The following is a 19,893-nucleotide window of genomic DNA, read 5'->3' on the forward strand; positions in this document are numbered from 1 at the left end:
AGGTTCGTGACGGGACACACGAACTTCCGGACACGCGCGCGAGGGTGCGGGATCAGCCGCCCCGGCAGTGAGCGCGCAGGTCAGGACAACGGATTGCGAAGCGCGGCGGAAAGGACCGACAGGGCGCGGGGGCGCGACAGCGCGAGCGGGCGCGGTGCGCGGATCGGCCGTCCGAGCCACATGCGGACGAGCAAAGCCGCGAAACGCAGGTGGCCGCTCAGCGCCGGGCCGGCGAGGGCGAGCGACCAGCTGGTTCGGGTACCGGCCGCGGGCAGCTCGCGGCCCGCGAAGCGCCCCGCGAGCCAGTCGACCATGACCGGCAACGCGAGGAATTGCAGCAGCAGATGGGTGCTGAGCCGGTCGCGTAGGTAGCGCACGTGCACGCCGGCGTCGACGTAGCGCGCGACGTGACCGTCCACGTCGGCGACCGCGATCACCTCGTCGTACACGCCTTGCAGCATGAGCATCGGCATCGCGGGCGCCTGGCGACCGGGGTGGATGTCTTCGAGGATCCGCTGCAATCCGCCCTGGGCGATCATGGCGGTGAGCCCCTCTCCGCTGTGCTTGTCGATATCGCGCCGGGCGAAGCGATACAGCAGGGGGAACGTCGCCGTGGTCTCGGTCTCGGCCAGCCAGCCGAGATATCGCGCGTCCAGGTGGGTGCGCAGCATGCGGTCCAGTTCGGGGTAGCCGCGGCGTAGCCCGGCGGTGAAGACGGCCGCGAACCCCGCGAACAGGGTCCCGTTGAGCCGGATGAAGGCGGCGGCCGGATCACCGACCGGCGACCCGGCGACCGCGCCGACGATGTTCAGCTCGGGCGCGTACTCCGCGGCCACCTCCGCGGCCCACGCGGTGGCCAATCCCCCGCCCGAATATCCCCATAGCGCAACGGGTGTGGCGGGGTCCAGCCCGAGCGGGACGAAGGCGAGACCGGCGCGAACCGCGTCCAGCGCGCGATATCCGGGCTCCCTGGCCACGCCGAACCGACCCTCGGTTCCCCCGTGGTCCGGCACCGACACCGCCCAGCCCCGTGCGAGGGCACTGGCGATCAGCGGCAGCTCGAGCTGGGGTATCGACCCCGCCGCCCGCGCCCCACGCCGTAGCGAGTAGGAAGGGGAACATTTCGAGGCCACCGCGTCGATCGCGCACTGGAACGAGACCAGCGGGCGCGGCTCGGCGGGGTCCGCGCCCCACGGCAGCAGCACGGTGGTCACCGCGACCTCCGGGACGCCGTGCAGATCACACGTGCGGTAGAGCAACTGCCAGGCCGAAACACGTTGCGTCACAAGGCCGAAGAATCCGATCTCCACCTTGCGCGTGCGGACGATCGCGCCGGGGCGCAAGCGCCCGACCGCGGGCGGCGGAGCGTAGAACGGATCGTCTTCCGGCAACATCGGCCGATGCGAGAACGACGCAGGGTCGGGCGGCACCGAGCCACCGTCCCACTCGAGCTGCACACTCATCCGGTTCTCCCTTTCGACGGCACGGCCGTGAGCACGGGCGCCACCGCCGCGGTGACGGCGCGTGGCGCCCGTATTCCAGCCAACCAATGTCGTGGCGGGAAAAGAATTGTCCCGGGCGCCAATTAGACGCTCGCGAATTCTCGCCCCGATGCAGTGACAGCGCGGATCACAAGCTGCCGTTGCCGCCGATCATCCACGGATTGAACGTGCATTCCAGCGACGGATGCGCGACCGGATCGAGCGCGTGCAGCACGATCGATGCCGCCCGCGGGGAATACATCATCGTCAGGTGATCGGACATATCCTGCTCGCACCCTTCTTGCAGGGTGACGTTGTCCACCGTCGCGTCCGGACCCGCCTGCAGGAACGTCCATTGATAAGGGTTGGTGACCTCGTCGTGCCGGGAACCGATCGAGGTGTAGGCGACGCCGGGCACGGTGTCGCCCTGGGCGTTCAAGCTGGCGTAGAACGACGACCCCACCGCCTGCTGGATATTGGCGATTCCGACCAGCGGCTCGTAGAAACCCAGAATATTGACGCCCAGGTTGTTGATGATCCGGCCCAGCGTCGCGATACCCATCAGCGAGGTGCCGTGGTGGGTGGCGCCCAGACTCACCAGCCTGCCCACTTTGCCCTGGCCGCCTTCGAATTTCAGGTAGTGGTTGGCGACCGTGCCGCCCTGGGAATGCCCGACGATGTCGACTTCCTGCGCCCCGGTGGCGGCCAGCACCCGATCGATGAAGTCACGCAATTGCGCGGCGGAATCCTCCATTCGGCCGACGCCGTAGCGCCCGGGCAGGACCGGGCCAAGCCCGCCGCCTTGCAGCAGGCCGGATCGCCCGAAGTTGAAGGCGAACACGCAGTGTCCGGCGCGCGAGAGGCGCGGCGACAAGTAGGAGAAGGTGTCGTAGGCGTTCAACCAGGTGCCGTGCAGCAGCACCACCGGCCGCGGGTGTTCGGCGGTGGGAGTGCAGTTCCAGCGGTTGGCGCCGGGCGGGGCGGAGTCGGGATGGGTCAGGCCATAGGCGAACGCGGCCAGATACGCCGACATCTCCGGGCCCTCACCGGACGCCTCGGAAGCGACGCTGGTCGCCCAGCCCGACGAGCTGCCGGTGTCCACGATCGCGCGCGGCTGCCTGCCGTCCGGCGCGGGGGTCAGCCCCGCGCTGATGTAGTCCGCGAGCGCCTGCTGCGTCGGTTCGATCTCTTCTTGCGCGTGCGCCACCCCGCCGCCGAGTGCGGCCGCCATTGTCACGCCCACGATCAACGCCGCCTCGAGAATCGCCCGCCGAGCGTTGTGCATTATTGCCAACATCCAGTTCACTTCCATTCGCGCCGAACGAACGCGGCCCGGCGGTGAATCGAACACCGCCGAATAATGTTTCCCACGCCACATTCGAAGCAGAGATGTGATCCGGGCCATATCGAAGAGCCGCTTTCCGAATGTAGGGCGCGCCCCGCGGCGATGTCACTACACCCGGAGGAGAACATTCCAGCCGGATATTGTTGTGCGAGCCAAATTTCACGGGACGGCGCCGACGACCTTGCCGCGGGTTCTGTGGTCGGAAACAATCGGCCCATGTCCGTCGTGTTGTCCCCGGTGGCCGGTGACGCCCCGCTCGTCACCCGGTTGCTCACCCGCTGGCCGCAGATCGCCGAGCGCATGCTCGCCGCGGGACTCGGCACCACCCCGCCGGCCGCCGACCTGCCGGAGGGACATTTCACGGCCGAGGTGCTGCCCGCGATCTACGCGTGCGGCCGCGCGGTGCTGCAAGCGATCGGCGAACAGCGCAGCTTCACCAAGGCCGAGGTGGCGACGTTCGTCGCCCCGGTGGCCGAGCGGCACGCCGAGGACCGGTTCCCGCTGCCCGTGCTGATCGAGGCCATCCACGGTTCCGCGCAGTCGGTGCTGCAGGAGGCGGCCGCACTGGCCTCCCGCGAGGAACTCGACGATCTCGTCGTGATCGGCAGCCGCCTGCTCGACCTGCTGATGCAGATCAACATCACGGTCGTGGAGACCTACGCCGACGTCGAGCAGTCCATCTACAACGCCGAACGGGAGGCGCGCCGCGCACTGTGCTCGGCGCTGCTGCACGGGCTGCCCACCGCCGAGCTGGCGGCGCGGGCGGACACCGCCCTGGCCGAGCACTACACGGTGCTCGCGATCCACATCAGGCACGACGATCAGCCCAGTACCGTCGCGACGCTCGTCGGGCGCCGCCGCATCCGCATCCTGCACCGCGCGCTGGACGCCCTGGCCGGCACGACGGCGTTGGCCACCTTCGACGGCTGGACCGGAATCGCGTTGCTGCCCAGCGCATCCGACGCCGAGCCGGACGACACCCGGCACGCCCGGCTGGCCACGGAACTGACCGAGCACTTCGGAGTTCCGGTCTACGTGGCCGAATATCCGTCCGTGCCGAGAGACGCCATTCCGCACACCGCCGAAGAAGCCACCGACCTCGCCGACCTCGCGCGGCTGCTCGGCCGGCCCTCGGGCGTCTACCAGCTCGACGACCTGCTGCTGGAGTACCAGCTCACCAGACCGGGCACCGCCCGCGCGCGGCTGGCCGAGCGCATCGCCCCGATCCTGGACAGCCCGCACCTGCTCGAGGCGCTCGACGCGCATCTGCGGCACGGTTCCGATCGCAAGGCCGCGGCCGCCGAGATCCACGTGCACCCCAACACCTTCAGCTATCGCCTCCGCCGCGTCGCCGAACTCACCGGCGTCGATCCCACCGATCCGCACGACTCCCGGCTGCTGGCGGCCGCGCTGACGATCCAACGCCTGTATCCGGTCCGGCCGACCGGCTCCGGCCGGACCCCGGGCGGAAACTCGCTCGCACCGTGAGCCGGTTCTGGCTACCGTCCGTCGCATGGAAGGCGAGCACGATGCGGCGGACGCGAGCGGCTACCTGCTGACCGGTCGATCGCTGTGGGAATACCGTGCCATGTTCGCGCTCGACGACGAGGACCTGCGTGGCGACATCCTCGACTGCCCCGGTGGCGCCGCGAGTTTCGCGGCGGAGACGGCCGAGCTCGGCGCGCGGGCGATAGCGGTCGATCCGGTCTACCGCCTGCCCGCACCGGAGCTGATCGCGCTCGCGGCCGCCGAACTCGACCGCAACGCGGCTCACACGGCAGCCGCCGCCGACCGCTACGTATGGGACTTCTACGGCGATCCCGACGGCCATCGGCAGCTGCGACAGACCGCGGCGCACCGGTTCGCCGAAGATTTGCGCGCCAACCCGCGGCGCTACCGCTACGGTGCGCTCCCCGCGCTCGACTTCCCCGATCGCTCGTTCGATCTGGTGTTGAGCTCGCATCTGCTGTTCACCTACTCCGACCGGCTGGATTTCGATTTCCACCTGGCGGCGCTGCGCGAGCTGGCGCGCGTGAGCCGTAGTGAGGTCCGGGTGTTCCCGCTCGTCGATCATGCGGGCGGGCGCCTGGACGACCTCCTCGAACGCCTCCGGGATGCTTTGCGCGGCGAAGGGGTCCGATCGGACATCGCGGTCGTCGATTTCGAGTTCCAGCGCGGGGCGAGTTCGATGCTGCGCTTGACCGTCGGCGCTGGTGCCTAGCGCGCACCGCTCGCAAGCCGCGGTGGACAGCTGGATCACTATCGGTGGGCCGAGCTTGCGTTCCGCAGATGCGGAAATAAACTGCTCCTCATGTCGAATTTGCGGATCAGTGAGGCAGCCGCGCTGCTCGGGGTCAGCGACGACACCGTGCGGCGCTGGATCGATCAGGGCAAGCTGACCGCCCTCCAGCTCGACAGCGGGCGCAAGGGCGTCAGCGGCCGGGAACTCGCCGAGTTCCTCCGCGCCGGCGCCGAGGCGCCGGAGCCAGGCGTCACCGTGGCGGCCTCGGCGCGCAATCGCCTGCGCGGCATCGTCACGCGGGTGGTGAAGGACACCGTGATGGCCCAGGTGGAGATGCAGGCGGGACCGTTTCGCCTGGTGTCGTTGCTGAGCCGGGAGTCGGTCGACGAACTCGGGCTCGAGGTGGGCAGCGTCGCGGTGGCGTCGGTCAAATCGACACATGTCGTCGTCGAGATACCGGAGAGTTGACCAGAGATGATTCGATCGCTGAGCGTGGTGGCCGTTGCCGGAGTCAGCGCGGTCGCGTTGACCGGGTGCGGCTCGGCCGAGCCCGCGCCGACCCGGTCGAACGGGATCGGCGGCACCGTCACCGTGTTCGCCGCGGCCTCGCTGACCGAGACGTTCACCGAACTCGGCAAACGATTCGAGGCCGCACACCCGGGGGTGCGGGTGGTCCACAGCTTCGGAGCCAGTTCCGCGCTCGCCCAACAGATCGTCCAGGGCGCCCCGGCGGACGTCTTCGCCTCGGCCGCGCCGAAGAACATGCAGCAGGTCGTGGACAAGGGTGAGGTCACCGCCGTGCCGGTCACGTTCGTGCGCAACCGGCTGGAGATCGCGGTGCCCAAGGGCAACCCCGCCGGTATCACCGGCCTGGCCGACTTCGGCAAGACCGAACCGAAGATCGCGTTGTGCGCCGAGCAGGTGCCGTGCGGAGCGGCGGCGAAGACCGTCTTCCAGGTGGCAGGCGTCGATCCGCGGCCGGACACTCGGGAGGCCGACGTGAAAGCGGTCCTGACCAAGGTGAAACTCGGCGAGGTCGACGCGGCCCTGGTCTATCGAACCGATGTGCGGGCGGGCGGCGCCCAGGTGCAGGGCATCACCTTCCCGGAGGCCGACAAGGCAGTCAACGACTACCCGATCGCACCGCTGGCGCACGCGCCGAACGCCGCGGCGGCGGCCGCGTTCGTCGAGTTCGTGCGCTCCGAGCAGGCACGCGCGCTGTTCACGGAGGCGGGATTCGACCTCCCGTGATCCGCTCGGCACGGCGGCGGACGTCCGCGGGACGACGACCGCTCGTCCTGGTGCTGCCCGCGGTCGCCGCGCTGGCGTTCCTGCTCGTGCCGCTGCTGGGATTGCTGGTGCGCGCACCGTGGCGGACGCTGCCCGAGCGGCTGGCGGCCGCCGAAGTCGGCCAGGCGCTGCGCCTTTCGCTGCTGTGCGCGAGCCTGGCGACGGTGGTCTGCCTGGTGTTCGGGATTCCGCTGGCCTGGCTGCTGGCGCGCGGCGAGGTGCCGGGCAGCGGGGTGATCCGGGCGCTGGTCACCGTGCCGCTGGTTCTGCCGCCGGTAGTCGGCGGCGTCGCGCTGCTGCTGGTGCTCGGCAGGCGGGGGCTGGTCGGCCGGTATCTGTACGAATGGTTCGGGGTGTCGCTGCCGTTCACCACCGCGGGAGTCGTGGTCGCGGAAGCGTTCGTGGCGATGCCGTTTCTGGTGATCTCGGTGGAGGGCGCGCTGCGTGCGGCCGATCCGCGATTCGAGGAGGCGGCCGCGACCCTCGGGGCGTCGCGCTGGCTGACGTTCCGGCGGGTCACGGTGCCGTCGGTGCTGCCGGGCATCGTCGCGGGCGCGGTGCTGTGCTGGGCGCGGGCGCTCGGCGAATTCGGCGCCACCATCACCTTCGCGGGCAACTTCCCCGCCCGGACCACCACGATGCCGTTGGCGGTCTATCTGGCGCTGGAGATCGATCCGGACGACGCGATCGTGCTGAGCCTGGTGCTGCTCGGCGTCTCGGTGGCGGTGCTCGTCGGGCTGCGCGAGCGCTGGATCCGGGGGGTGCCGTGACCCTGGACGCGCACCTGCGGATCACCCGGGAGTCCTTCCGGCTCGACCTCCGCGTGACCGTCGCGCCGGGTGAGGTGGTCGCCCTGCTCGGCCCCAACGGCGCGGGCAAGACCACGGCGTTGCGGGCGCTGGCCGGGCTGACCCCGCTCACCGCGGGCTCGATCCGGCTCGACGGCGAGACCTGGGACGCGCCGCCGAAAGCGTTCGTGCCCGCCGAGCGACGGCGGATCGGCGTCGTCTTCCAGGACTACCTGCTGTTCGCCCACCTCAGCGCGCTGGAGAACGTCGCGTTCGGACTGCGCGCTCGCGGGCACGGCCGGGCGGCGGCTCGCGAACGCGCCGCGCACTGGTTGGAGCGCGTCGGCCTGGCGCCGCAGGCCGGCGTCAAGCCGCGCGCCCTGTCCGGCGGTCAGGCGCAGCGGGTGGCGCTGGCCAGGGCACTGGCCACCGACCCGGCGCTGCTGCTGCTCGACGAACCCCTGGCCGCGCTGGACGCGAGCACGCGCCTTCGGGTTCGGTCGGATCTGGCCCATCATCTGGCCGACTATCCCGGGCACACCGTGCTCGTCACGCACGATCCGCTCGACGCGATGGTCCTGGCCGACCGCTTGGTGATCGTCGAGCACGGCACCGTGGTGCAGCAGGGCCCGCCCGCGGAGGTCGCGCGACAGCCGCGCTCCGACTACGTCGCCAATCTGGTCGGCCTCAACCTCTATCGCGGGACGGCGCGGGGCACCACCGTCGACCTCGCCGCCGAAGGGTCGTTCACCGTCGCCGGGCCGGACGAGGGGCCGGTGCACGTCGCCTTCGCACCGACCGCGGTCGGTTTGCACCCGCAGCCGCCGTCGGGCAGCCCGCGCAACACCTGGCCGGTCACCGTGGCCGCGATCGAGCAACACGCCCACACCGTCCGGGTCCGGCTCGACGGCGCCCCGTCGGTGCTCGCCGACATCACCCCGGCCACCGTCGCCGAACTGCGCCTTCTACCGGGCATGCGACTCTGGGCTGCGGTCAAAGCCACCGAAATCCGCACCTACCCCGCGTGAGATAACCGGCGGAATGGCCCGATGTGGCGAATTCGTGTTAACTTAGCCGAGAATGGCAATTAACTTAGCTGACCATTAACTTAACTGATCGGAGATGGCCATGACGTCCGCCGTCATCGTCGATGTCGTCCGTACACCGTCCGGTAAGGGCAAGGCAGGCGGTGGCCTGTCGGAGGTGCATCCGGCCACCCTGCTGGCAGGCGTGCTCGCCGAACTCGTCGCCCGCAACGACCTCGATCCCGCGGTGGTGGACGACGTGATCGGCGGATGCGTCACGCAGAGCGGTGAGCAGGCGTTCAACATCAGCCGGACCGCCGCGCTGGCCGCCGGGTTCCCGGAGTCGGTGCCGGCCACCACGGTGGACCGGCAGTGCGGGTCCAGTCAGCAGGCCGCGCACTTCGCGGCGCAGGGTGTCATCGCGGGCGCCTATGACGTCGTGATCGCGTGCGGCGTCGAATCGATGAGCCGCGCCCCGATGTTCTCCAATGGCCAGGGCAAGGACGCCAACCGCGGCCCGCTCGCGCACCGATACCCGGACGGCCTGGTGCAGCAGGGCATCGCCGCCGAGGTGATCAGCGCCCGGTGGAAGTTCGATCGCACCGCGCTCGACGAATTCGCCGCCCGCTCGCATCGCCTCGCCGCCCAGACCGCGGCGGCAGGCGGTTTCGACAACGAACTGGTCTCCGCGGGCACGCTGACGGCGGACGAGACCATCCGGCCCGCCACCACCGGCGAGAGCCTCGCCGAGCTGCGGCCCGCCTTCGCCGACGACCAGTACACCGCGCGTTTCCCCGAGATCGAGTGGTCCATCACACCGGGCAACTCCTCGCCGCTGACCGATGGCGCCTCCGCCGCGCTGATCATGAGCGAAGAGGCCGCGGCGAAGCTCGGCTTGCGTCCGCGCGCCCGATTCCATTCCTTCGCGGTGGTGGGCGACGATCCGCTGCTGATGCTCACGGCCGTCATCCCCGCCACCCGCAAGGCGCTGGACCGGGTGGGGCTGCGCATCGACGACATCGACGCCTACGAGGTGAACGAGGCATTCGCGCCGGTGCCGCTGGTCTGGCAGCACGAGGTGAACGCCGATCCGGACCGGCTGAACCCGCGCGGGGGCGCGATCGCCCTGGGCCACCCACTGGGCGCCTCCGGCACCCGCATCCTTGCGACGCTGGTCAACCATCTGGAGCAGACCGGCGGCCGGTACGGCCTGCAGACGATGTGCGAGGCGGGTGGCCTGGCCAACGCGACGATCATCGAACGTCTCGGATGAGCGCCCGCACCGCGCTGGTCACCGGCGGGTCACGCGGCATCGGCGCCGAGGTGGCGCGCCGCCTGGCCGGCGAGGGTTATCACCTGACCCTGGCGGCGCGCACGGCCGAGACCCTCGAGGAGACCGCGGCCCGCCTGCGCGACGAAACGGGAGCCGAGGTGCATCCGGTGGTCGCGCAGATGAACGACCTCGAGCAGGTGCGCGCCCTGGTGCGGGCACACGAGGACCGCTTCGGCGGAATGAACGCGCTGGTGCTGAGTGCGGGCACCGGCACGGCCGGGAACGTGGCCGATCTGGCCGCGAAAGCCTACGAGCGCATGCTGGACGTGAACTTCCGCGCGCCGCTCACGCTGATCCAGGCCGCGCTTCCGCTGCTGCGCAAGAGCGCCGACGCCGACCGGGAGCGAGGCGCGAAGATCATCGCGCTCGCATCGATCACCGGCGTCGCCGGGGAGGCGGGCCTCGCCGCCTACGGCGCCACCAAAGCGGCGCTGATCTCGCTGTGCGAGACGGTCTCGCTGGAGGAATCCGGGAACGGCGTCAGTGCGACCGCGGTGTCCCCCGGTTACGTCGACACCGACATGACCGCGTGGAAGCGCGACGTTCTCGACCGGTCCGCCATGCTCACCCCCGGCGATGTCGCCGAGATGGTCCTGGCGATCACCCGGTTGTCCCGCAACGCGGTGGTGCCGAACATCGTGCTGTCGCGAGCCGGCGACCAGCTGTGGCGCGCCTGAACACCGTTACCGGGTAGCGACCGATGTGGCGGTTCGGTCTCGCCAAAGCGCGCCGAATCGTCGTCCGGTGAATTCCGATTCGATTCGATCAATTCGATTCCGAATTGTCTAATTCATCGCGCTGAGCACCGATATCAGATGTTCGATAGCAAAGCTGCAAAATAGCCCGGCGCCTACCGCATAAATGCGATAGGCGCCGGGGTTGCGCATCAGAGGTAGGCGCCACACACGGGCCAGGCGCCCGGACCCTGGGTCGCGAGCACGTTCTCCGCGACGCGGATCTGCTCCTCGCGGCTGGCGTTGGAGGGGCTGCCGGTGCCGCCGTTGGCCTCCCAGGTGCTCTGGGTGAACTGCAGGCCGCCGGAGAAGCCGTTGCCGGTCTCGGTGGACCAGTTGCCACTGCTCTCGCACTGTGCGACGGCGTCCCAGTTGTGGGCCGACGCGGTGGCGGTGGTGAGACCGAACGGCACGGCGACGAAGGCGCCGACAGCCGCGGTGAAGCCGAGAACACGAGTGGTGAATTTACGGTTATGCGACATGAGATTTCCCGCCTGCGCCCACCGGCTCGGCAATTGTTCGCCGCGCCCCTGTCCCCAGGAAGGTTGTGGACACTCGAACCGCGGGACAGGGTTTCCGGCGTTCTGCGATTCGAGCTCGATCTCGGTGTTGCCCCGAGCCGTGATCGACGTTAGCGGAGATGTCGCGGCAGATCACGTTCGAATAACTTGCCACCAGGTTTGACCCTTGGTCGAGACTCGTGGTCATTACCCCAGGTCGATCGGCGGAAAATCGGCCATACCGTACGGATGTAATGCTACCGTTATGTGTTCGAGATCACCGTTTGATAGTGAAACGAGTCGCATTTTCCCAGGTCAACGACTTGCAGTAGTAGACAGACGACCGGCCCGGCGCGCGACGAACGCAACCCAGCGACCGACTCGTTACGTTTCATACCGAAGGACCGGCCGCCACTACGCCCGGCGCGACGACAGCCCGGCGCGGGACCGATTCGTGACCTCGGCGCATGCCGCCACGAGATCGCCGACGCAGGCGGCGGGCGCGCGCCGGGCGTAGCGAAACCGGCGTGGACCAGGCACGACAGCCGTCGGCACGCGGGGCCGGGATCACCCTCGACCCCGCGGCGCCGATCGACGAACGCACCGACGGCCACCGCCGACGAAGGCGACGGCCGGAGCCATCGGCGCAGGTAACGACTCGGATTACTTCCCGTGCGCCCGCAACTGGTAGAGCCCCTCGGTTTCCGCGACGACCACGCCCGCGGTATCGGTGACCACGGCCCGCAAGGTGAAGTCGGATTTGCCGTTCGCCGCCGCCTCCGCGGTGATGCGCGCGATCTCCTCCTCCGACAGCGTCGCCTCCGCCCGCACGTCGGTCTTGGCCGGCTTGCGGAAGAAGATGTGCAGGTCCTTCACCAGCGGATAGAACGCCGAGTTGTCGAAGGTCGCCACCGCGATCGCGCCACCGAGGATCTCGGCCACGGTGAACAGCACGCCGGCGTACATCACGCCGAAGTGGTTGCCGTTGCCCTCGGCGGGCACCGAGGTCGCCGCGAAACCGCGCCGCACCTCCACCGCCTGGACACCCATCTTGTGCGCGATCGGGATGGTGAATTCCAAGGCCCCGTTGACGATGTCCTTGAACGGAGGAGTCTCGACGTCGCTCATCGCAATCGTCCCTTCACGCCGGAGGTGGCCAGCACCTCGTTGTCTCTGCCACGGCCACCTCGGTGGACCTCACCGAAGCGTAGGCCGTCGGATTCGCGCGCCGACAGAGTGTTGGCAGTTTGCCAACACTGTCGGCCGCAGGCGCTCAGAGGCTTCGGGCGATGATCTCCTTCATGATCTCGTTGGTGCCGCCGTAGATCTTCTGCACCCGGTTGTCGGTCCACATCCGCGAGATCGGGTATTCGGTCATGTAGCCGTATCCGCCGTGCAGCTGCAGGCATTCGTCGGCCACGGACGCGGCCCGGTCGGTGGTCCACCACTTGGCCATGGCGACGGTCGGGATGTCCAGTTCACCCCGCAGATGCCGCACGATGCAGTCGTCCAGGAAGACCCGGGCCACCCTGGTCTCGGTGGCCACCTCGGCGAGCTTGAACTTGGTGTTCTGGAACGCGAACACCGGCTTGCCGAAGGCGTGGCGCTCCTTGGTGTAGCGCAGCGTCAGCTCGAGCGCGGCCTCCATCGCGGCCACCGATCCCACGGCGATGATCAGCCGCTCCTGCGGGAGCTGCTGCATCAGCTGGATGAAACCCTGCCCCTCCTGGGTGCCGAGCAGGTTCGCCACCGGGACCCGCACGTCCTCGAAGAACAGCTCGGAAGTGTCCTGCCCCTTCTGACCGACCTTGTCCAGCACCCGGCCGCGCCGGAAGCCGGGCCGGTCGGCTTCGACCAGGATCAGCGAGATGCCGCTGGCGCCCGCGCTGGTGTCGGTCTTGGCGACGACGATGATGAGATCGGCCTGGCTGCCGTTGGTGATGAAGGTCTTCGAGCCGTTCACCACGTACTCGTCGCCGTCGCGGATCGCCTTGGTCTTGACGTTCTGCAGGTCCGACCCGGTGCCGGGCTCGGTCATGGCGATCGCGCCGACGACCTCGCCGCTGGCCATCTTCGGCAGCCACTGCTGCTTCTGCTCCTCGGTGCCGTAGTGCAGCAGGTAGTGCGCGACGATGCCGCTGTGCAGGGTGGCGCCCCACGAGGTGTCGAACGCCTTGGCCTGTTCCTCGATGAGCACGGCCTCGTGCGCGAAGGTGCCGCCGCCACCGCCGTACTCCTCCGGGATCGACGCGCACAGCAGGCCGAGCGCGCCCGCCTTGGTCCAGAAGTCGCGGTCGACGTGATGCTGCTCGATGAACTTGTCGATGTTCGGCGTCAACTCCTTCGCGAAGAACGAGCGGGCGAGCTCGCGCAGGGCGTCCAGGTCGTCGTCGAGCCAGGCGGACCGGTAGGTCGTCATCGGGGTTCCTTGCGAAAGTCTGATACCGACAGTTACGGGTACAGTGTGTACCAATCGTCTGCCGGGTACAAGGTGTACCACCGGATTGCCCGGACCGATACGCTGAGCGCCGTGGCACGACAACCCTGGGTGGACACCGCCGACGCGCGGCGCTCCACCAGCACGAGGCCCGGCCGCGACGAGCGCCGCCGAGCCATCGTGCAAGCCGCGATCGCGGCGATCGAGGAGGACGGCCCGCACGCGCTGACCGGCCGGATCGCCGACCGCGCCGGATTGGCCAGAACCCACGTCTACCGGCACTTCGCCAGCAAGGAAGAGTTGGACCTGGCGGTGGCCCGGCACGCGCACCACGATCTGACCGAGCGGATCCGCGCGCGACTGGCCGTGCACGGCACGCCGCTGGACATCATTCGGGCGCCCTTGGCCCAGCACGTCCGGTGGGCCGCCGAGCATCCCAATCTCTATCGATTCCTGGTCGGACGCGACTATCGGCGCGGCCGCAACGAGCCGCGCGTCGGCGGGAGCGCCTTCGCCGCCGAGATCTCCGCGGCCGCGGCTCGCTACCTGCCGGAGTTCGGGGCCGACCCGCTGGCCGCCGATCGCGTGGTGGTCGCGCTGCTCGGCCTGGTCGACGCTTCGGTGCGGTGGTGGCTGGAGCACCACGACACCACCGAGGACGCCCTCGTCGATCGCCTCACCACCGAATGCTGGCTGCTCATCGACAACCGGCTCCGCGATCTCGGCATCGCGATCGACCCACGAAAGCCCTTGCCGGGCAACTGATCAGCACATCCGGCGTGGCGGCATCAGCGCGCGGCGGGAACCACTTCCCGCGTGATGGCGTGCACGAAATCGGGAAGATCACCGGGATTGCGCGAGGTGAGCAGTGTCCACCCGCCCTCGGTGGAGCGGACCGCCGGTTCGTCGACCCACGCGCCGCCGGCATTGTCGAGGTCGATCCGGAGCGAGAAGTACGAGGTCAGCGTCTTACCCGCCACCAGTCCGGCATTCACAAGCAGCCAGGGGCCGTGGCAGATCGCGGCGATCGGCTTGCCCGCGCCCGCGAATTCCCTGGCCAGTTCGATCGCCCGGTCGGTGACCCGCAGCTTGTCCGCGTTCACCGTGCCGCCGGGCACCACGAGCACGTCGAAGTCGTCCACGGAGACCTCGTGCAGCGACGTATCCGGTTGCACGAGCGCGTCTTTGTCCGTGTCGTGCCGGAAGGTCTGCACCTCTTCGCGCTTCGGCGCGGCATGGGTGACTCGCGCGCCCCGTTTACGCAATTCGTCGCGCGGCACCACCAGTTCGTCCCGCTCCACCCCGGTGTTCGAGGTGATGATCAGGACCCGCGTCCCATCCAGCTGATCGGTCATGAGCGACTCTCCTTTCGCCTCGGGTTGGTCCTGTTTCCGGCATGCCGCGCGCGGGCCGGACTAAACCTCGCGGGGGCCACGCTCCGCGGCGTCGTCCGGCGGCAGCAGCGTGCTGGACAGATGTTCCTGCGCCAAGCGACGCAGCGCGGCGAGCAGGGTATCGCCCAGAATCGTTCCGACGATCGCGGTTTCGGTCATCCGCTCCACACCGGGCTCGGTGCGGACCAAGGCGATATCGGTGGCCGCGATGGCTTCGCTGGCGGCCGCGTAGTCGTCCATCGCGCCGACCACGTCGTCGTGGCCGAGCAGGCGCAGCGCGGCGCAGACGTCGACGAGGGTGCCACGCGCCGGGCTTTCGTCGTGGATGCGCCAGCCGCGCCGGTCCAGCAGTGCCGCGACGTCCTCGGCGGCGACCTCCCGCTGCTCGCCGCCCACCTGTGACCGACGCCCACCCAGCGCATACTGCACACGTCCGAGTGAATCCCGGGCGGACAGGCTGCCGCTGTCGAGCGCGGCGAGCAGGTCCTTGGCCGCTTCGATGGACACGCCGCCGATATCGACCAGCGCCCGGATCAGCCGCAGCCTGCTGACGTGGGCGTCGTTGTATTCGGCCTGGTTGCGATGAGTTCGCACGCCGGAAGGCAGTAATCCCTCCCGCACGTAGTACTTGATCGTCGCGGCGGGGACGCCGCTGGCGCGGCTGAGTTCGGCGATCCGCATCGGATTCCTCGGGCTCGGGCGGCATCTTGACAGTGGATAGTACGACTATCCATACTTCGAATAGATAGTGCAACTATCGATACTTCTAGTTCCGAAAGGTCCAGCGCCGTGGCCACCCTCTTTCCGCGCTTCCCCGCCCTGTCCTGGCATCGCCCGCTGATGCTGCTCGCCGTCGCGATGGCGCTGCTGGTCGCCTGGTCGATCGGCGGCATGATCGTCGACGACCGCACCCTGACCGGACTGCCGATCTGGGCGAAGTCCGCCAAATTCGCCCTTTCCGTCCTGATCTACGCCGTGACCTGGGCCTGGCTGATCGCCCAGCTCACGCGCTGGCGGCGCATAGCCTGGTGGGCGGGCACGGTCGCGGCGCTCGGCCTGGCGCTCGAGCTGGTCGTCATCACCACCCAGATCGTGCGGGGCACGACCAGTCACTTCAATTTCACGACGCCGTTGAACGCGGCGCTGTGGGAGATCATGGGTTCCTCGATCGTGGTGGTCTGGTTCGCCACCTTGATCGCGTCGGCCGCGTTGTTCGTCGACCCGGCCACCGACCCCGCCCGCAATGCCGCGATCCGCTCGGGCACCGTGCTGTCGCTCGCGGGCGCCGCGCTCGGAATGCTGATGGTGCAGGCAACGCCCGAACAGCGCGTGGAGGGCGGCTCGATCAGCGGCGCTCACACCGTCGGGCTTCCCGACGGCGGACCCGGACTGCCCATCCTGGGTTGGAGTACGGCCGGAGGCGATCTGCGCGTTCCGCATTTCATCGGAATGCATGCGCTGCAGGTGCTTCCGCTGCTGCTGCTCGCCCTCGAGTACGGGTCGCGACGGATTCCGGCCCTGCGGTCGGCGGCTGTCAGGCGACGGCTCGTCGTGATCGCCGCGGCGACCTACGCCGCGCTGCTCGCGGTGCTGACCTGGCAGGCGCTGCGCGGCCAGTCGGTGGTCCACCCCGACGCGGCGACCCTACTGGCCTTCGCCGCCGTCGCGCTCGGCGCAGCCGTTTCCACAGCGGCGGCAGTGCGGCCGAAAAACGTTGCGGTGTACGAACTCCCGATCGGGGCGAGCCGATGACGGAAGTGCTGTTCGACCTCACCTTCTGGTTCGCCGCGCCGTTCTGGGCACTGATGATCCTGGCGCCGCGGTGGCGGCGGACCGCGGCGATGGTCGCGTCACCGCTCATCTGCCTGCCGCCCCTGATCATCTACGCGGTGCTGATCGCGCCCGAGTTCGGCTCGTTCGCCGCGGCGCTCGTCGACCCAGAACTGTCAGGGCTGCGAGAAGTGCTCGGCCAGGAGTCCGGGGCCGCGGCGGCGTGGGCCCACTTCGTGGCCTTCGACCTGTTCCTCGGACGCTGGATCTATCAGGACAGCCGGGCGAGCGGCCGCTCACCACTGCTGATCAGCCCGCTGCTCGTGCTCACCATCCTGTTCGCGCCGATCGGCGTCCTGCTCTACCTGCTCGTCCGACTCACCACGAAACCGGCGCCCGACCGGGCCCTCGCCACGGAGGCATGATGGAAACCCTCATCGTTCTGCTGACCACCCTGTTGCTGCTGCGCACGGCAGGCGCGCTCGGCGCGCGCCGGTTCGATGCCTGGCCCACCTGCGGCGCCTACGCCCTCGGCGTAATGCTGATCATGACCGGCACAACGCATTTCCTTCCCGAGGCGTTCGCCGGGTCCCCCGCTCCGACCCATGCCGATTTCCTCCCGATGGTGCCGCCGTTCGTCCCGTTCCCCGGACTGATGATCTACCTGACGGGTCTGTTGGAACTGCTCGGCGCGGTGGGCCTGTTCCTGGCCAGAACGCGCCGGCCCGCGGGGCTCGGGCTCGCCGCCCTGTTCGTGGTGATGCTGCCCGCCAATATCTACGTGGCCGTCTCCGACGTCCCGTTCAACGGCGCGCCCGCGACACCGCTGTGGGCACGCATCCCGGAACAGGCGCTGTACATCGGCGTCGCCCTGTGGGCGGCCGGAGTCCTGCGGTTCCCACGACGAGACGGGCGAGACCTGGGCAGTCACGCGGACAGCACTCCGAACCACTGGGTGGCCTGCCCGGTCGACATGCCATACGGTATGGTATGTTCGGTCAGGACCGAGGAGGTCGGATGAGCAAGCGGGATTGGCTCGACGCCGGGTTCGCGGTGCTGGCCGAGGACGGGGCACGGGCGCTCACCGTGGAGCGGTTGTGCGCCGACCTCGATCTGACGAAAGGGTCGTTCTACCACCACTTCCGGGGCCTGTCCGGCTACCGGACCGACCTGCTCGACCACTTCGAGACCGAGTACACCGGTCGCTACATCGCCGAAACCGAACAGCGCGACATCCCCGCGGCCGACAAGCTGGCCCTGCTGACGGAACTGGTGCTCGCGGGCCAGGACGCGGACAACGCGGTGGAAATCGCCATGCGCGCCTGGGCGACGCAAGACCCGCAGGTCAATCTGATCCAGCAGCGCGTGGACCGGAGACGGGTCGAATATCTCGAGTCGCTGTTGCGCGACATCGCCGACAACGACGACGAGAGCCGGCTTCTGGCGCGCTTGCTCTACCTCGCACAGGTCGGCGCACAACAGGTCGTTCCTCCGCTGCCCACCGAGGACATCGCCGATATCTACGCCTTGGTGCTGCGGATGGCCATTCGGAAGGAGAACTGATGCCCGCACTCGGCCCATGGGTACCCCGCCTCATCTTCGTCACGGCGGCAATTCATTTCGTGTACGCGTTCATCCAGCCCAACGACTGGTCCGGCATCGCGGCCGGAGGATTCCTCGCGACCGCGTCCGACACCACCGATCCCAGCTACTTCGCCCGCGACGCCAGCGTGTGGTTCATGATGTGCGGCATAGCGATGCTGTCCATCGGCGCCCTCACCCGCAACGCGCTCACCGCCACCGGCCGCGTCCCGGCCCACGTGGGCTGGTGCCTGATCGCGATCGGAATCCCCTTGACCCTCATCTATTTCCCGATCACCGGCGGCTGGTTGATGCTCGCCATCGGCGCAGTGGCACTGGCCGCCGCGTACCGTCCGGTGCAGCCGGGCCGGTAACGCTCGATCAGTTCGAGCGAAGCCCGGAACTCCCCCGCAGCAACCGAATTCGCGTCGACGGCCGGAGTACGGCGCCCCGGGGTGGGTACAACGGAATAGTGAGTGCTTCTAAGTTTTTGGGCGCGCTCGTCAGCGCGCTGACGACCGCTGTGGCGGTGTCCGTCCTTTCCGTTCATCCTGCCGGAGCCGAACCCGCGCGTGGGCGCGTGGTCGGGGAGGTTCCACTCGGCGGCTCGGTCTCGCAGATCGATGTCTATTCCCCGTCCATGGACCGGGTGGTCACCAATCGGGTGATCCGCGCGGCGGGCGGCGGTCCCGCCCCCACGCTGTATCTGCTCACCGGGATCGGGGGTGGGGTCGACGGTATCTCGTGGTGGGACGACACCGATGTCCGAGAGTTCTTCGCCGACAAACGCGTCAACGTCGTGATGCCGGTCGGCGGCGCCTACAGCATGTACACCGACTGGCTCGCCGACGATCCGGCGGTCGGGCGCAATCGCTGGCAGACCTATCTCACGCGCGAGCTGCCTGCCACGCTCGACGCCGAACTCGGCACGACCGGACGCAACGCGATCGCCGGGGTGTCGATGAGCGCCGCCTCCGCGATCGATCTCGCGATCCAGGCGCCCGAGGTGTACGACGCGGTGGCGGCCTACAGCGGGTGCCCCTGGGCCGCGGACGCCGCGGGTGCGGCGATGGTCTCCGCGCAGGTCATCCGCGGCGGAGGCAACCCGGCCAACATGTGGGGATCACCGGGCGACGCGATCTGGCGGGCGCACGACGCTTTCGCCAACGCGGCCGCCCTGGCCGGGAAGACCATCTACCTGTCGGCCGCTTCCGGCACTCCGGGCCCGATCGACCGGGGCGGTCTGCCCTTCCCGCCGATCGAGGCGATCGCGAGTTCCTGCACGGCGGCCTTCGCCGATCGCCTCGAGCAGCTCGGACTACCGGCGACTCACGTCAACCGCTCGGAGGGCTCGCACACCTGGGGGCAATTCGAGACCGACCTGCACGATTCCTGGCCCCACCTGGCCGCTGCGCTCGGCGCGTAATCGGAGGTCCAGGCCAGACGGGTGCTCACTTCGGACGAAGCTCACTTCGCCTCCTCGGCCACGGCGTCGGCGGGCGGTTCGGCTTCGGCACCCGGATCGGCACCCGGTACGCGTAGTACCAGGACCGTGAGAAGGCAGCCGAGCAGTGCCAAGGTGGCCGCGGCGGCGAAGCCCGCTCGGATTCCGTCGACCGAAGAGCCGCCTGCCCTTTCGGTCACCGTCTGCGCCAGCAGGAGCACGGCCGTGACGCCGATTCCGGAGCCCACCCGCTGCGCCGTGTTGACGACGTCCGCGGCGATGCCGCGATCCGCCTCGTCGACCGCCGTGACGGCCGGAACAGTGACACCCACGAACGCGGCAGGCAACCCGATGCCGAAAACGATCGCTCCTGGCAGTACGTCGATCAGGTAGGAGGTGTTGTTCGGGCAACCGGGCTAACCACGCCAACGCCGCTGTCTGCAGCGCCATTCCGGCGGCCAGGACACCGCGGGGGCCGATCTTCGCGAGCAGGAACGGGATGAAGGTGCGGGAGACGACGATGTCGACC

Annotated in this window: 23 protein-coding genes; 15 read left to right on the forward strand and 8 right to left on the reverse strand. The window is 69.1% G+C overall.

All coding sequences use genetic code 11. The features are described from left to right. Positions 1-80: 80 nt before the first annotated feature. Positions 81-1,463 (reverse strand): lipase family protein, encoded by a 1,383-nt coding sequence (locus IU450_RS10395; protein WP_195149478.1) that lies wholly within the window; start codon positions 1,461-1,463, stop codon positions 81-83. A 166-nt stretch (positions 1,464-1,629) separates the two neighbouring features. Beyond that, positions 1,630-2,766 carry an esterase/lipase family protein gene (locus IU450_RS10400; RefSeq protein WP_228834212.1) on the reverse strand — a complete coding sequence of 379 codons (1,137 nt, stop codon included), beginning with the start codon at positions 2,764-2,766 and terminating at the stop codon, positions 1,630-1,632. A gap of 276 nt (positions 2,767-3,042) precedes the next feature. Between IU450_RS10400 and IU450_RS10405 the strand changes: the two genes are divergently transcribed. The 8 genes from IU450_RS10405 (at position 3,043) to IU450_RS10440 (ending at position 10,181) form a co-directional block, all read left to right on the forward strand. Continuing rightward, complete coding sequence (locus IU450_RS10405; protein WP_195149480.1) at positions 3,043-4,314, forward strand: PucR family transcriptional regulator; 1,272 nt, start codon at positions 3,043-3,045, stop codon at positions 4,312-4,314. A 25-nt stretch (positions 4,315-4,339) separates the two neighbouring features. Next, complete coding sequence (locus tag IU450_RS10410; protein WP_195149481.1) at positions 4,340-5,047, forward strand: class I SAM-dependent methyltransferase; 708 nt, start codon at positions 4,340-4,342, stop codon at positions 5,045-5,047. A 90-nt stretch (positions 5,048-5,137) separates the two neighbouring features. Further along, complete coding sequence (locus IU450_RS10415; protein WP_195149482.1) at positions 5,138-5,536, forward strand: TOBE domain-containing protein; 399 nt, start codon at positions 5,138-5,140, stop codon at positions 5,534-5,536. Positions 5,537-5,542: 6 nt separating this feature from the next. Continuing rightward, positions 5,543-6,319 (forward strand): molybdate ABC transporter substrate-binding protein, encoded by a 777-nt coding sequence (gene modA, locus IU450_RS10420; RefSeq protein WP_195149483.1) that lies wholly within the window; start codon positions 5,543-5,545, stop codon positions 6,317-6,319. Continuing rightward, positions 6,316-7,128: a molybdate ABC transporter permease subunit gene (modB, locus tag IU450_RS10425; protein WP_195149484.1), complete on the forward strand. Its 813-nt coding sequence runs from the start codon at positions 6,316-6,318 to the stop codon at positions 7,126-7,128. The genes modA and modB overlap by 4 nt, the downstream gene beginning before the upstream one ends. Next, positions 7,125-8,174 (forward strand): ABC transporter ATP-binding protein, encoded by a 1,050-nt coding sequence (locus IU450_RS10430; RefSeq protein WP_195149485.1) that lies wholly within the window; start codon positions 7,125-7,127, stop codon positions 8,172-8,174. The genes modB and IU450_RS10430 overlap by 4 nt, the downstream gene beginning before the upstream one ends. 100 nt (positions 8,175-8,274) lie before the next feature. Beyond that, complete coding sequence (locus IU450_RS10435; protein ID WP_195149486.1) at positions 8,275-9,444, forward strand: thiolase family protein; 1,170 nt, start codon at positions 8,275-8,277, stop codon at positions 9,442-9,444. Then, on the forward strand, positions 9,441-10,181 hold the full coding sequence (locus IU450_RS10440; protein WP_195149487.1) for an SDR family NAD(P)-dependent oxidoreductase: 741 nt from the start codon (positions 9,441-9,443) through the stop codon (positions 10,179-10,181). The genes IU450_RS10435 and IU450_RS10440 overlap by 4 nt, the downstream gene beginning before the upstream one ends. A 209-nt stretch (positions 10,182-10,390) precedes the next feature. Here IU450_RS10440 and IU450_RS10445 read toward each other — a convergent pair whose 3' ends face one another. The 3 genes from IU450_RS10445 to IU450_RS10455 all read right to left on the reverse strand — a co-directional run bounded on the left by IU450_RS10445 (position 10,391) and on the right by IU450_RS10455 (position 13,157). After that, positions 10,391-10,720 (reverse strand): transglycosylase family protein, encoded by a 330-nt coding sequence (locus IU450_RS10445; RefSeq protein WP_174189259.1) that lies wholly within the window; start codon positions 10,718-10,720, stop codon positions 10,391-10,393. A 681-nt stretch (positions 10,721-11,401) separates the two neighbouring features. Next, the gene (locus tag IU450_RS10450) at positions 11,402-11,866 is read right to left on the reverse strand and encodes a PaaI family thioesterase (RefSeq protein ID WP_195149488.1); all 465 of its coding nucleotides are present in this window, start codon (positions 11,864-11,866) and stop codon (positions 11,402-11,404) included. 145 nt (positions 11,867-12,011) lie between these two features. Continuing rightward, positions 12,012-13,157: an acyl-CoA dehydrogenase family protein gene (locus IU450_RS10455; RefSeq protein ID WP_195149489.1), complete on the reverse strand. Its 1,146-nt coding sequence runs from the start codon at positions 13,155-13,157 to the stop codon at positions 12,012-12,014. Positions 13,158-13,268: 111 nt separating this feature from the next. Here IU450_RS10455 and IU450_RS10460 point away from each other — a divergent pair, with 111 nt between their 5' ends. After that, positions 13,269-13,940, forward strand: coding sequence for a TetR/AcrR family transcriptional regulator (locus IU450_RS10460; protein WP_195149490.1), 672 nt, complete (start codon positions 13,269-13,271; stop codon positions 13,938-13,940). A gap of 23 nt (positions 13,941-13,963) precedes the next feature. On the opposite strand, the gene IU450_RS10465 is transcribed toward IU450_RS10460, so the two are convergent. Continuing rightward, positions 13,964-14,530 (reverse strand): type 1 glutamine amidotransferase domain-containing protein, encoded by a 567-nt coding sequence (locus tag IU450_RS10465; protein ID WP_195149491.1) that lies wholly within the window; start codon positions 14,528-14,530, stop codon positions 13,964-13,966. 60 nt (positions 14,531-14,590) lie between these two features. Further along, entirely contained in the window at positions 14,591-15,250 is a 660-nt protein-coding gene (locus tag IU450_RS10470) for a MerR family transcriptional regulator (RefSeq protein WP_195149492.1), read from the reverse strand. A 108-nt stretch (positions 15,251-15,358) separates the two neighbouring features. Here IU450_RS10470 and IU450_RS10475 point away from each other — a divergent pair, with 108 nt between their 5' ends. The 6 genes from IU450_RS10475 to IU450_RS39590 all read left to right on the forward strand — a co-directional run bounded on the left by IU450_RS10475 (position 15,359) and on the right by IU450_RS39590 (position 19,346). Beyond that, a complete protein-coding gene (locus tag IU450_RS10475; protein WP_324197609.1) occupies positions 15,359-16,321 on the forward strand; it encodes a hypothetical protein in 963 nt (320 codons plus the stop codon). Then, the gene (locus IU450_RS10480; RefSeq protein WP_195149493.1) at positions 16,318-16,764 is read left to right on the forward strand and encodes an ABA4-like family protein; all 447 of its coding nucleotides are present in this window, start codon (positions 16,318-16,320) and stop codon (positions 16,762-16,764) included. Before IU450_RS10475 ends, IU450_RS10480 begins: the two co-directional genes overlap by 4 nt. Beyond that, a complete protein-coding gene (locus IU450_RS10485; RefSeq protein WP_195149494.1) occupies positions 16,761-17,360 on the forward strand; it encodes a DoxX family membrane protein in 600 nt (199 codons plus the stop codon). Before IU450_RS10480 ends, IU450_RS10485 begins: the two co-directional genes overlap by 4 nt. Continuing rightward, positions 17,357-17,902: a TetR/AcrR family transcriptional regulator gene (locus IU450_RS10490; protein WP_195149495.1), complete on the forward strand. Its 546-nt coding sequence runs from the start codon at positions 17,357-17,359 to the stop codon at positions 17,900-17,902. The genes IU450_RS10485 and IU450_RS10490 overlap by 4 nt, the downstream gene beginning before the upstream one ends. After that, positions 17,902-18,294: a DUF6463 family protein gene (locus tag IU450_RS39585; RefSeq protein ID WP_228834214.1), complete on the forward strand. Its 393-nt coding sequence runs from the start codon at positions 17,902-17,904 to the stop codon at positions 18,292-18,294. The genes IU450_RS10490 and IU450_RS39585 overlap by 1 nt, the downstream gene beginning before the upstream one ends. 98 nt (positions 18,295-18,392) lie before the next feature. After that, on the forward strand, positions 18,393-19,346 hold the full coding sequence (locus tag IU450_RS39590) for an alpha/beta hydrolase family protein (RefSeq protein ID WP_324197610.1): 954 nt from the start codon (positions 18,393-18,395) through the stop codon (positions 19,344-19,346). Between the two features lie 41 nt (positions 19,347-19,387). Here the strand turns inward: IU450_RS39590 and IU450_RS10500 are convergent, their stop codons facing one another. Then, positions 19,388-19,696 (reverse strand): hypothetical protein, encoded by a 309-nt coding sequence (locus IU450_RS10500; protein WP_195149497.1) that lies wholly within the window; start codon positions 19,694-19,696, stop codon positions 19,388-19,390. Positions 19,697-19,893: the final 197 nt, after the last annotated feature.

The sequence above is a fragment of the Nocardia abscessus genome (assembly GCF_015477775.1).
GTDB classification, from domain to species: domain Bacteria; phylum Actinomycetota; class Actinomycetes; order Mycobacteriales; family Mycobacteriaceae; genus Nocardia; species Nocardia abscessus_A.